The organism is Marinoscillum furvescens DSM 4134 (assembly GCF_003386095.1).
Taxonomy (GTDB): domain Bacteria; phylum Bacteroidota; class Bacteroidia; order Cytophagales; family Cyclobacteriaceae; genus Marinoscillum; species Marinoscillum furvescens.
This window is the reverse complement of sequence record NZ_QREG01000009.1, coordinates 133085-145713: the sequence shown is the minus strand read 5'-3', so window position 1 is coordinate 145713 and position 12629 is coordinate 133085. Positions and strand designations below refer to the sequence as shown.

The following is a 12629-nucleotide window of genomic DNA, read 5'->3' as shown; positions in this document are numbered from 1 at the left end:
TAGGTTGTCCGGTGCAAGTCAAAACCGAACCCTAAAACTAGACAGACTGTTTGTGATATCCTTTCGAGAATTCAAGGATTTTGTCCACAGAGCGTTGTGAAGGCTTATAAGATACTTTAGAGAGCTCAGTCATTGTTGAGCGGAGCAGGTCCAGTTCGTTTTGCAGCTCATTGTCAGTGAGCAGCGCCTGGGCCAACGCCCTTTTCTCGTCATTTGTTAGTTCGTCATAAAGAAACCGTACAAGGTCATTTTTTGTAAAAGTTTTGGTCATAGGCAATCTGAGTGTGTTGTAGCTTTTTTCGTAAGTTGATCAAAGCGTACCGCATTCTGCCCAAAGCTGTATTGATGCTTACATTGGTAGCATCGGCGATTTCCTGAAAACTCATCTGCATGTAATGGCGCATGACCAGTACTTCTTTCTGAGCTTCAGGAAGCTCCTGTATATATTGCTTCAGCAGGTTGTGCGTATCCCGCTTGATATGTTCATCTTCGATAGGTGCTTCAGAAAACTCCAGCGTATTAAACACACTGCTGCCATCTTCCATGACAATCTCCGGATAGCGCTTGGCCTTGCGGAAATGATCAATGGCGAGATTGTGCGCTATACGCAGTAGCCATGGCAAAAACTTCCCTTCTTCGTTGTATTTCCCTGATTTGATGGTTTTGATTGCTTTGATAAAAGCATCCTGCATCAGGTCTTCGGCCTGATAGCGGTCTTTTACAATCACATAAATCGTGGTGAATACCCTGTCCTTGTGTCGTTCGAGTAGTACTGCAAACGCCTCTTCGTTACCATTTTTGTACTGAGACAGCAATTGGCCGTCGGTCAATTTAGTCTTTCGCATTAAAATCACCTGTTTTGTTAACGTAGAGGTTTATTGCATATTGTCAGGGTTTGTGTGGAACTTCAATTTTTTTTTACTCGTGTAGAACCAAAACTATACCAATAATATTTTACAAGCAAATCCACTGTCTAATTTCTAATTTTGCCCAACTTTCCAAATCAAAGGCTTTCGAGCTTAGTTGTAAAGGCGAAAAGATCTAATAAATATGCCCAAAACCATCGATCAGTACGATCCAAAGGACTATATCGTCATCAAAGGCGCACGTGTCAACAACCTAAAAAATCTCGATGTGGCCATCCCACGGGATAAACTCGTGGTAATAACGGGCTTGTCTGGTTCGGGAAAGTCTTCATTGGCATTTGATACGCTTTTTGCCGAAGGCCAGCGCAAATACGTGGAAAGCCTCAGCTCCTATGCCCGGCAGTTTTTGGGTAGGATGGAAAAACCAGAGGTGGATTACATCAAAGGAGTGGCTCCAGCCATTGCCATTGAGCAAAAAGTGTCTACCAGAAATCCCCGCTCTACTGTAGGTACTACTACAGAGATTTACGATTACATGAAATTGCTTTTTGCCCGAGTAGGGATAACCTATTCGCCTGTGAGCGGTGAGCCCGTGAAAAAAGATAGTGTCACCGACGTGGTAGACTTTATCCTGAGTCATGAGGAAGGTACCAAACTTATGATTTCTGCTCCATTGCAAATCACCAAAGGCCGATCTGTGGAAGAAGAACTTAAGATACTCTTAAGCAAGGGCTACACCCGGGTGATGATCGATGGGGAAACCGGGTTTATAGAAGATCTGCTAGAGCAGAAACTTACCAAAAAACATCAATTTGAGATTCTTATAGATCGAGCAGTGGTCAAAAACGATGAAGATACCCAATTCAGGTTGTCTGATTCTGTGCAGACGGCATTTTTCGAAGGAGAGGGCCACTGCAAAGTGACCATGGTGGGTCATGAAACCCGGGAGTTTTCGGATTTATTTGAGTTGGATGGTATTCGCTTTGAGGAGCCTTCGGTCAACTTTTTTTCGTTTAACAACCCCTATGGGGCTTGCCGACGGTGTGAGGGGTTTGGAAGAATATTGGGAATAGATCCGGAGATGGTGATTCCAGATCCCAACCTATCCGTATATGAAGGGGCCATAGCGCCCTGGCGAAGCGAAACCATGAGCCGATGGCTGGACCCTTTGCTCAAAAATGGCATTCGTTTTGACTTCCCTATTCACCGGCCTGTCAATGAGCTAACACAGGAAGAATATCAGCTTCTGTGGACAGGAAATGAGTACTTTGAAGGCCTGGATGCTTTTTTTCAGCATCTGGAAGCTAAAACACATAAGATTCAATTTCGGGTGATGCTTTCCAGATACCGCGGGCGTACGGCATGTCCAGATTGTCGGGGGACGCGTTTGCGCAAAGACGCCAGCTATGTGAAAATTGCAGACAGATCGATTGCAGACCTGGTGTTGATGCCGGTAGATCAGCTGAGTCGCTTTTTTGAAACTATTGAGCTATCTGCTCATCAGCAAAAAGTAGCCAAAAGGATTTTAAATGAAATTACCAATCGGCTAAACTACCTGGAGCAGGTAGGGCTGGGCTATCTCACCTTGAATAGATTGACCAATACCCTTTCAGGAGGGGAGTTTCAGCGGATCAAGCTGGCCACCTCTCTGGGCAGTGCTTTGGTGGGCTCTATGTACATACTGGATGAGCCCAGTATAGGGCTGCACCCCAGAGATACCGACAGGCTTATTGAAGTGCTCGTGCATTTGCGCAATCTGGGTAACTCGGTGATTGTGGTGGAGCATGAAGAAAAAGTGATGGAGGCCGCCGATGAGATTATAGATATCGGTCCGGCAGCAGGTGTGCATGGAGGAGAGCTCGTCTATCAGGGTCGAGTAGATCAGCTAAACGGAGATAGCAACTCGTTTACGGCCAGGTACATCAAAGGAACCGAAGAGATAGCGCTTCCGAAAAACCGAAGAAAATGGAACCAGTCTTTCAAAATAGAAGGGGCCAGAGAAAATAACCTGAAAAATATCGATGTAGAAATACCGCTAGGCGTGCTGACTGTAATCACGGGTGTAAGTGGTTCGGGTAAGTCTACCCTGGTGAAAAAAATTCTATATCCGGGCATAGGCAAGATGCTGGGAGTCGCGGGAGAGGCCACAGGAAAACATGACAAGATCTCTGGTGACTACAAGAAAATCACTCAGATTGAGTTTGTCGATCAAAATCCTATAGGGAAAAGCTCACGTTCGAACCCAGTGACCTATGTAAAGGCCTACGATGGCATTCGCCAGCTGTTTAGCGAACAGCCCATGTCTAAAAACAACGGCTTCAAACCGGCACACTTTTCGTTTAATGTGGATGGTGGCCGATGTGAGGTCTGCGAAGGTGAAGGCACGGTGACCGTGGAGATGCAGTTCATGGCAGATTTGCACCTGGAGTGCGAAAATTGCCGGGGGAAACGCTTCAAAAAAGAAATCCTCGAAGTAAAGTATCAGGACAAGGACATTTCCGAAATACTTGACCTAACCGTGGAAGAAGCGATAGACTTTTTTGCGGACAAGCCAGGGATTGTCAACAAGATAAAACCACTCTACGACGTGGGCCTTGGCTATGTAAAACTGGGTCAGTCTTCCAATTCGCTTTCGGGTGGGGAAGCCCAGCGTGTGAAGCTGGCGTCCTTTTTAGGAAAAGGTGGCAGCCACAAAAAAGATCATGTGCTCTTCATCTTCGATGAGCCTACTACTGGCTTGCATTTTCATGACATCAAAAAACTACTCGATGCGCTCAATGCGCTGGTCAATCAGGCCAACTCCGTACTGATCATCGAGCACAACATGGAGATTGTGAAAAATGCCGACTGGATCATCGACCTGGGTCCGGAAGGCGGAGATGGTGGCGGAGAGCTTTGTTTTGCAGGCTTGCCAGAGGAGATGGCCAAACTGGAAAACAACCATACGGCGAAGTACTTGAAAGAAAAGATATTATGAGTGAAGATATCCGGTGGAAACAACGATTTTCAAACTTTGAACGCGCTCTGAAACGGCTGACAGAAGCCGTACAATTAAGTCAGCAGCGAGAACTTTCTAATTTAGAGCAACAAGGAATGATACAAGCCTTTGAGTTTACTCATGAATTAGCCTGGAAAGTACTTAAAGATTACTTACAGTATCAGGGAATAATGGGAATTGTGGGGTCCAGAGATGCTGTGCGCGAAGGTTTTGAAAAGGGCCTGATATCGGATGGGACTATTTGGATGGAGATGATCAAAAGTAGAAATGCTTCTTCTCATACATACAATGAATCTACGGCTGAGGAGATTGTTTCCAGAATCGTAACCGATTATCATAACCAGTTTATTGATCTGGTTAAAAAACTCAAATTCCTTTAGCTATGAAGTTTGGCCTGGACAACAAGGTAATAGAGCAAATCCGGGAGACCATATTCACCAATAAATCAGTGAAAGAGCTGGTAATATATGGCTCACGAGCAAAGGGAAATTTTCGATTGGAATCAGATATAGATTTATGCATTCAAGGATCGGATCTTACACAAGGAGATATTTTTCAACTTGAATCCAAACTAGACGACCTTTTGTTGCCTTACAAAATAGATCTTACGGGATATCACCTCATTTCCAATAATGACCTAAAAGCTCACATCACTCGTGTTGGTCAGCCATTCAACGCTGAGCCGGCTTAATCCTGAAAATAATCGGGATTTGATGGCTACATTTTTTAATCTTGTAAGCTGAAAAACCCACACCCCAATCGGACGCTCAACGCACACTTAATAGAATAAAAACCAAAATCAATCATGAGAAAAAACATCGCAGCAGGAAACTGGAAGATGAATCTGACACTAGACGAAGGTCAGAAGCTGGCATCAGAGGTGATCAATATGGCTAAGGGCGAGGTGTCTAACGACGCTGAAATTATCCTTATCCCTCCATTTGTACATATTACAAGTGTAGAAAAGCTTGTGGGCTCAGCGGCCAATGTAAAAGTGGGCGCGCAAAACTGTAGCGACCAGGGAAGTGGAGCTTACACCGGGGAGACATCTGTGAGCATGCTCAAGTCTGCCGGAGTGTCTTATGTGGTAATAGGTCATAGCGAAAGACGCGAACTGTTTGGTGAAGACAATGCCCTACTGGCAGCGAAGACCAAAGCCGTTCTAGATGGTGGCCTGAAGCCAATCTACTGCTGTGGCGAAAAGCTGGAATCACGTGAAGCAGAGCAGCATTTTGCTGTCAATAAAGAGCAGATCGAAGAAGGTCTTTTCGGCCTTAGCAAAGAAGAAATCCTCAATGTGGTAATTGCTTATGAGCCTGTTTGGGCAATAGGCACTGGCGTGACAGCTTCATCTGATCAGGCACAAGAAATGCACGCGTATATTCGTGGGCTGATTGCCGAAAAATACGATCAGGAGACCGCAGACAGCATCTCTATACTTTATGGAGGTAGCGTAAAGCCAGGCAATGCACAGGAGCTATTTGCTCAGCCAGATGTAGACGGTGGTCTCGTGGGTGGAGCTAGCTTAAAGAGCCGTGATTTTGTAGATATTATTAAGTCGTTTTAATGAGTTTTATAACGCTAAAAATAGCGTGTGATGAAGAAAAGAGAGAACTCCTGTTTGCGGAGCTCTCTCTTTTTCCTTTTGATGCGTTCGAAGAAACTGATGATGGACTCCTAGCGTCTTGCGAAAAAGATGCGTGGGAGCCGGCAGAGGTAAAGCCCATTCTGGATCGCTATCAGGTGCCTTATGAGGTGGCCGAAGTAGAAAAGGTCAACTGGAACGAAGAGTGGGAAAAAAATTATGAACCGGTCATCGTAGGAGATCAATGCATCGTACGGGCCACCTTTCATGCGCCCCGACCAGAGTTTCCTTATGAGATCATCATCACGCCTAAGATGTCATTTGGCACCGGACATCACGCCACCACCTATCAGGTGCTAGCTTACCAGCTGGAGCTGGACCATGCCGACAAACGTGTATTAGATGTAGGCTGTGGCACGGGTGCGCTGGCAATTATGGCCCATAAGCGTGGTGCTGCAGAGTTGGCAGCAGTGGACATAGATGAATGGTGCATAGAAAATAGTCAGGAGAATTTTGCGTTGAATAACTGTGGAGCGGTCAACCTGAAGCTCGGAGGCATCGATCAGATAGCTGCAGCTGATGCGTATGATATCATACTTGCCAACATCAACAAAAATGTGCTATTGAGCCAAATGGATGCTTATGCAGAGCGGTTGGCAGATGAGGGAGTTTTGATTTTGAGTGGTTTTTACGAAGAAGATATCCCAGATTTACTGCAATGTGCGGAGGCGCTCGGTTTGAAAGAAATTAAACGTAGTGAACGCAACCGCTGGGCGATGTTGGCCCTAAGAAGCGGGTAATCTGTTCCCGTTTCCGTAAATTTAGTGTTATGAAGCGCTTTTGCCTGTTTTTGATAGTTTTTGCCTCCCTTTTCCAGATCGTAGAGGCACAGCGTAGGTCATTTTCAGATGATCAGAACATTTTTTTTAATCAGGTCATGAGTAGGCTGCGTGGACTTGGCACCGAGCCAGCCAATAAGGTGGCTTTTGACTTCAACAATGCTTGGCAGGGTAAATTTACCACTGCCCACAAAGAACAGATCCACCGCATCGCCCGGTTGATGGATCAGGAAGATTTCTGGTTTCACCCGCACTACTGGTATTATTTCAGCTACCTGGCATTTGCTATGGAGCAAGCAGACCTCAGTAGAGATCAACTCTCTGAAGTGCTGGACATGAATGAGCAAATGGTACAAGCTCTCAGCAGGGAAGAGTACACCAACTACCTGCTCGGGCTCAATATGTTCATGGCAAGGAGGATCATAGCTCGTTCCAAAAATCTCTTTGCTTATACAGATGGTGGGTCTTTTGAGTTTAAACTCCTCGATGAATATGCCGCACCTGCGGAAGAGGCTCAGCAAGATATCTTACAGCCCGAGCCCATCATCGAAGAGCCCGTGGTGGATCAACAAGCAGACCCTGTGGAACAAGACGATCCCTGGGCGCAGGATCAAAACGACCCATGGTCCAATGATCCCTGGGCAAACGATCCCTGGGGAGATCAACAAGACACCTGGTCTACCCAGCAAGACAGCTGGGACGATGACCAGCAGTCCTATGATGACAACTGGGTGGAAACCGAAGATGTCTGGGGCTACGACGATCAGGGCCGGATGTACGAAGAAAAAGCCGAAAGACAGTATGTGGAGACCATCGCGCAAGACTATGTAGGAGGCCTCAAAGCCAAATACATTCACCCTACACTGGAAGGGCCAGCTATACAGCTGGAAAACAACAGTATGATGATCATCACACCGTATGATTCTTTCAAAATCAAAGAAACAGATGGTACAGTGCTGCTCAAAAACAGAATGTATGCAGGAGACAATGCGGTCATCAACTGGCCTGCGGACAACTCTCTAGCAAAAGGAGCTGTAGTCAATCTCGAAAAGTTTTACCTGCGAACAGACCGATCAGATTTTTGGTCGCCTTACGCTAAGATGACTTTTCCCAAATTATTCGATGGCACAGTAGAAGGTGCTTTTGAATATAAAAGTGTACGACGCAAAAATAATACACTGAGTAGCTATCCACGCTTTACTTCCAATTATTCGGACATTGCCGTAAACATACCCGGGCGCAATATCCGCTACCGCGGGGGAATCCAGATACAAGGCAATGCATTTTACGGCACTAGCGTCTCACGGAAGCCAGGGACACTTACGTTATTAGACGGCAGGGGTAACAAAGCCGTTCTGAGAAGTGTAAAGTTTGAGTTTCACCAGGATAGCTCCATCTATGCCAAAGCTGCCAGCGTGTCACTCATTCATGGCGCTGATTCGCTGCACCATCCCTCTGTAGAACTTTACTATTATGGGAAAACCAACAAGCTGGCTCTTATTCGAACGAAAGCCTTTGATGTAACTCCTTTTTACAGTTCATTTTTCGAAATGAACATCAATGCCGAAATAGTAGAGTGGGACATGGACACAGACTCTGTAGAACTGTCCATTCTCAATGGCAAGGACCTGATTCCTGTAGTGCTGGAGTCGAAAGACTTTTTTAGCCAGGTGCGTTTCAGCAAGTTGGGGTCGGGCTTTGCCTTTCATCCCGTCAATACTTCAGTGTATTATGCCAATAAGTTTGGCACACGGGAGTTTGCAGACCAGGAAATCGCTGATTATTTCAAAGTTGGAATTAAGCAGGTAAAAGGAGCCATGAAGGTGCTGGAGAAATATGGCTTTGCTTACTACAACCGCGAAACGGGTCTGGTCCAGCTAAAAGACAAAGCCTTTTTATACTATGATGCCTCCGGCCAAAAGGTGGATTATGACAACTTACTCATTCCCTCACATGCTCCGGATAAGCCCAATGTCATTTGGGATCTGACGGACGAAGAAATGCTCGTAAACGGTGTAGACCGGTATTACTTTACCACGGACTTTCAAGTGTATGCCGAACCAGACAGTGGCCGAGTCACACTCAAGCAAGGCAGAAATATAGAAATGAATGGAATGGTCAATGCTGGAGATTTTCAATACAAGGGCAAAGACTTCCAGTTTGACTATGACGGCTTTTTGATTCACATGGATAGCATTGATTCCATTCGTATTCAGATAGCCACGCCAGATTCGTTGGTGGCTGAAGGGGCTCCCTCCAAATCACCGCTCAAAAACCACCTCAACAGAACTTCGGGTACGCTCTACCTGGATTACCCAGACAACAAATCCGGTATACGACCGTCGGCCAATTACCCTGATTTTCTGTCTCAGTCAGATGCAGTTGTTTACTTCAATGGACAGGAGGTGCTCAACGGTGCTTATGATGAATCCGTAAAGTTTATAGTGCCACCGTTCGAGAGCGATAGTTTGAGTAGTGAAGACGCTGTGTCCTTTGATGGAATCTTCAATTCTGGCGGCATCTTTCCCACGTTTGAAGAAACCCTCAAACTGCAGCCTGATCAGTCGCTTGGTTTTACTCATCAAATTCCACCTGAGGGGTACAATCTGTATGGAACTGCGGCCAAAACGTATGAAAAAATTCGACTTAGTAACCAGGGTATCCGTGGAGGAGGAAAAATTGATTTTATCACCTCCACCATCTATTCGGACGACTTTGTGTACTATCCAGATAGCGTGGCAGCATATGGAAGAGGAGGAGTCATTGGCCCCGGAGATGTAAACGGTGCCAGCTATCCAGAGGCTGTGCTGGGGCCCTATCGGATGCATTGGGAACCAAGGATTGATAGCATGTATCTGACCAACCTTCGCGATCCATTCAAGTTTTACAATGCTACGGCAGAGCTGGATGGAGCAGTAAACATCACCTCCAAAGGGGTATATGGCTCGGGCACCATGTTTACGCGCGGATCCAGAGCCTTATCAGACAACCTCACCTTCAAGCAGTTTTCTTATAGTGCTCGTCATGCAGAGTTTGAAGTGCTTTCTGACAACCCCGACAAACCAGCGATGGCAGGGGATGACATTAGTCTGAACTTTGACCTGAAAAACGGTACTGCGCTCATTCGTCCCGAGAAAGCCGGTGTAGCAGCTATTTCTTTTCCTTATGCTCAGATGAATACTTCCATTACCAATGCAGTATGGGATTTGGAAGATTCTGTGGTGACCATGACCAAGCCTGCTAATGTGCCTATTTCCAGCTCTTATTTTTATACCACCCGAGAAGATCTGGACTCACTTGCCTTCAATGCCGAAAAAGCAGTTTACGATTTCAATACGCGTGAGCTCAATGTTCAGGGGATTCCATTTATCAAAGTAGCAGATGCCAAAATCATCCCGGAGGGCAACCATACAACGATTCTTGAAAATTCAGAGCTCCAGCCGTTTAACAATGCGGAGATCATCATAGATACGGTAAACGAGTACCACTACCTCTACAATGGTGAGATTAAAATCTTGTCGAGAAATGAGTTTGTAGGTACAGCCATGTATCGATTGATCACAGGCAATGACACCTTTGCTATTAAGTTTGATCGCTTTGTGTTGGAGGAGGTTTTTGATGAAGAAGGAAACTCGGAAACCATGACCATTTCTGGCGGAGAAGTACTGGCCAAAGATAACCTGATCATAGCCCCTGGTTTTTATTATAAAGGTCAGGCCAAAATGTATGCCCAGCGTGAGGCGCTTGAATTGGACGGGGCAGTGAAGCTCATGAAAGAAAACGCGGCATACGATTCGTGGGTACTGTATCAGCGTACAGGAGAGGAACCTACCGTTCAAATCGATTTTGAAAATGCTTATTTCTCTGATGAATCTCCGGTAGTGGCTGGCCTTCATTACGACCTCAGAGGAAGTATCTACACCACCTTTGTGGAGCAGCGTCAAAATGAAACCGATGAAGATTTTTTCTTCCCAAAAGGAGTGTTAGAATTTGATACAGCCTCCAATAGTTATCGAATTGAGAATCCGGCCAAAACACTCGGTGAAAGCTATCAGGGGTACACCATGATTTACAATGATGACACCAAAAACGTCATTTTTGAAGGTCCAGTCAATTTTTTTAGCCAGTATGCCCAGGATGTGACCTTGGAGGCCAGCGTGTTGGGAACTGGAAATATGGAAGAAAATGCCTACAACATCGATGCTTTACTCGCTATGGATTTCAAAGGGTCGGAAGCATTTATGGACCTTATGGCTGCTGATCTTACAGACATAGTGGAGCGTCTGGGCCCTCCACTAGCCAATGATATATCGTCCATCGAACTGCTTTATAAACTGGCAAACTTTATTTCAGACAAAATTGCCCGTGACTATGAAAAAGCAAGTCTGAAAGACTATAAACCCATGTACGCTACCTCAGAAGCCTTGGAGAAATCACTGGTAGTTTCCGGTGTAAAGATGAAATGGTCACAGCCGCACAAGTCCTGGTACAATACTACTAAGCTGGCGATCTCCAATATTTACGAAACGGATGTAAATGCCAAGCTCGATGGATTTATAGAGATCAAAAAAGATGATACTGGTGCAGATGTACTCAATCTGTTTATCCAGGCGGCTCCAGGCACCTGGTACTATATCAGCTATGCTGCTAACAACCTAATGATGTACTCATCCAATAGCGCATTCAATGACCAGGTGGGGGCCAACTCCAACTACGGAAAGGCTCGTCCAGATGAATTGGTGCTTGTTTTGGGTGATGAAAACGAGACACTTTCATTTATCAACGAATTTCGAGAAACGTACTTTGGGATCACCGAGCCATATGACCTGGTGTACCCCGAAGACATCAGCCTGGATGACGAAAATTTTGATACCATAGAAGAAGATCAGGACGATGGTTTTGGCTTTTAAGTCAATCGCTTCCACGCTTTATTCAATCATTTATCTTTGCCAAAAAAACAACGACCCCAATGGACGCAATACAATATGCGGAAGCGAATAAAGAACGCTTTCTGGAAGAGTTATTAGACCTTTTACGTATCCCTTCGGTGAGTGCAGACTCCAAGTTTAAGGGAGACGTGCGCCAAGCTGCAGAATTTGTAAAAGCTAAGTTTGAAGAGGCAGGCGTAGACAGTGCCGAGCTCGTAGAAACCAACGGCCATCCTATTGTCTATGCAGAAAAAATCTTAGACCCTAAGTTGCCTACGGTGCTGGTGTATGGTCACTACGACGTGCAGCCGGCAGATCCTTATGAGCTTTGGGACTCTCCTCCATTCGAGCCGGTGATAAAAGATGAGCGCATCTATGCCAGAGGCGCTTGTGATGACAAAGGGCAGATGTACATGCATATCAAGGCGTTTGAGGCTTTGGTGAAATCCAACGAACTGGCTTGCAATGCCAAGTTTATGATAGAAGGCGAAGAAGAGGTTGGCTCCGATGCGTTAGAGGATTTTGTGAAAAACAACCACGAAAAGCTGAAAGCAGACGTGATTCTGATCTCTGACACGGCAATCATCAGCAACGAACACCCCTCTATCACCGTAGGTCTGCGTGGCCTCAGCTATGTAGAAGTGGAGGTGACCGGACCCAATAAGGACCTGCACTCAGGAGTATACGGTGGAGCAGTGGCCAATCCGATCAATATCCTGTGCGACATGATTTCCAAATTGCAAGATGAAAACGGCCGCATTACCATCCCCGGGTTTTACGACAAAGTAGAAGAGCTCACGCAAGCAGAGCGGGATGAAATGGCCAAAGCACCTTTTGATCTGGACGAATACAAAAAGGAGTTGGATGTCGCTGATGTGAAGGGCGAAGCGGGCTTTTCTACAAGAGAGCGTACGGGTATACGCCCCACACTGGATGTGAACGGTATCTGGGGAGGATACATTGGCGAAGGAGCCAAGACGGTATTGCCATCCAAGGCCTATGCCAAAATCTCTATGCGTCTGGTGCCACATCAGGTGAGTGAAGAAATTACCGAGTTGTTCCAAAAACACTTCGAAGCTTTGGCGCCTAAATCTGTGAAAGTGGAAGTGCGACCACACCATGGAGGTGAGCCTGCCGTGATATCTACAGATTCTCCAGCTTACCAGGCAGCGAGCAAAGCATTTGAAAAAGCTTGGGGAAAAACACCAATACCTACCCGAGAAGGCGGAAGCATCCCTATCGTGGCGCTGTTTCAGCAGGAGCTCAAGCTAGATCCTATTTTGATGGGATTTGGTTTGGACAGTGATGCCATCCACTCACCCAATGAAAGCTACGGTTTGTTCAACTTTTATAAGGGTATAGAAACGATTTCACATTTTTATCGGTTCTTTTCGGAATCAGATTCATAAACAG

The 12629-nt window shown here is 45.8% G+C and carries 9 protein-coding genes; 7 read left to right on the top strand and 2 right to left on the bottom strand.

Annotated elements, in window-relative coordinates; genetic code table 11:
- Nucleotides 1-37 precede the first annotated feature (37 nt).
- Nucleotides 38-271 carry an anti-sigma factor gene (locus C7460_RS11490; RefSeq protein WP_115868250.1) on the bottom strand — a complete coding sequence of 78 codons (234 nt, stop codon included), beginning with the start codon at nucleotides 269-271 and terminating at the stop codon, nucleotides 38-40.
- On the bottom strand, nucleotides 246-845 hold the full coding sequence (locus C7460_RS11485) for an RNA polymerase sigma factor (protein ID WP_115868249.1): 600 nt from the start codon (nucleotides 843-845) through the stop codon (nucleotides 246-248). Before C7460_RS11485 ends, C7460_RS11490 begins: the two co-directional genes overlap by 26 nt.
- Before the next feature lie 205 nt (nucleotides 846-1050).
- On the opposite strand from C7460_RS11485, the gene uvrA reads away from it, so the two are divergent.
- From uvrA to C7460_RS11450, 7 genes are all read left to right on the top strand, one after another.
- Nucleotides 1051-3843 carry an excinuclease ABC subunit UvrA gene (uvrA, locus tag C7460_RS11480; RefSeq protein WP_115868248.1) on the top strand — a complete coding sequence of 931 codons (2793 nt, stop codon included), beginning with the start codon at nucleotides 1051-1053 and terminating at the stop codon, nucleotides 3841-3843.
- Nucleotides 3840-4244, top strand: coding sequence for a nucleotidyltransferase substrate binding protein (locus tag C7460_RS11475; protein ID WP_115868247.1), 405 nt, complete (start codon nucleotides 3840-3842; stop codon nucleotides 4242-4244). Before uvrA ends, C7460_RS11475 begins: the two co-directional genes overlap by 4 nt.
- A gap of 2 nt (nucleotides 4245-4246) precedes the next feature.
- On the top strand, nucleotides 4247-4555 hold the full coding sequence (locus tag C7460_RS11470; protein ID WP_115868246.1) for a nucleotidyltransferase family protein: 309 nt from the start codon (nucleotides 4247-4249) through the stop codon (nucleotides 4553-4555).
- Between the two features lie 114 nt (nucleotides 4556-4669).
- The gene (gene tpiA, locus C7460_RS11465) at nucleotides 4670-5431 is read left to right on the top strand and encodes a triose-phosphate isomerase (RefSeq protein ID WP_115868245.1); all 762 of its coding nucleotides are present in this window, start codon (nucleotides 4670-4672) and stop codon (nucleotides 5429-5431) included.
- Entirely contained in the window at nucleotides 5431-6249 is an 819-nt protein-coding gene (gene prmA, locus C7460_RS11460) for a 50S ribosomal protein L11 methyltransferase (protein WP_115868244.1), read from the top strand. Before tpiA ends, prmA begins: the two co-directional genes overlap by 1 nt.
- A gap of 29 nt (nucleotides 6250-6278) precedes the next feature.
- Nucleotides 6279-11198: a hypothetical protein gene (locus tag C7460_RS11455; protein WP_115868243.1), complete on the top strand. Its 4920-nt coding sequence runs from the start codon at nucleotides 6279-6281 to the stop codon at nucleotides 11196-11198.
- Nucleotides 11199-11257: 59 nt separating this feature from the next.
- Nucleotides 11258-12625, top strand: coding sequence for a dipeptidase (locus tag C7460_RS11450; RefSeq protein WP_115868242.1), 1368 nt, complete (start codon nucleotides 11258-11260; stop codon nucleotides 12623-12625).
- Nucleotides 12626-12629 lie beyond the last annotated feature (4 nt).

Excerpts from the sequence above, each read along its gene's own strand:
- C7460_RS11490 (WP_115868250.1), bottom strand. The coding sequence starts at position 271 with ATGACCAAAACTTTTACAAAAAATGACCTTGTACGGTTTCTTTATGAC.
- C7460_RS11485 (WP_115868249.1), bottom strand. The coding sequence starts at position 845 with ATGCGAAAGACTAAATTGACCGACGGCCAATTGCTGTCTCAGTACAAA.
- uvrA (WP_115868248.1), top strand. The coding sequence starts at position 1,051 with ATGCCCAAAACCATCGATCAGTACGATCCAAAGGACTATATCGTCATC.
- C7460_RS11475 (WP_115868247.1), top strand. The coding sequence starts at position 3,840 with ATGAGTGAAGATATCCGGTGGAAACAACGATTTTCAAACTTTGAACGC.
- C7460_RS11470 (WP_115868246.1), top strand. The coding sequence starts at position 4,247 with ATGAAGTTTGGCCTGGACAACAAGGTAATAGAGCAAATCCGGGAGACC.
- tpiA (WP_115868245.1), top strand. The coding sequence starts at position 4,670 with ATGAGAAAAAACATCGCAGCAGGAAACTGGAAGATGAATCTGACACTA.
- prmA (WP_115868244.1), top strand. The coding sequence starts at position 5,431 with ATGAGTTTTATAACGCTAAAAATAGCGTGTGATGAAGAAAAGAGAGAA.
- C7460_RS11455 (WP_115868243.1), top strand. The coding sequence starts at position 6,279 with ATGAAGCGCTTTTGCCTGTTTTTGATAGTTTTTGCCTCCCTTTTCCAG.
- C7460_RS11450 (WP_115868242.1), top strand. The coding sequence starts at position 11,258 with ATGGACGCAATACAATATGCGGAAGCGAATAAAGAACGCTTTCTGGAA.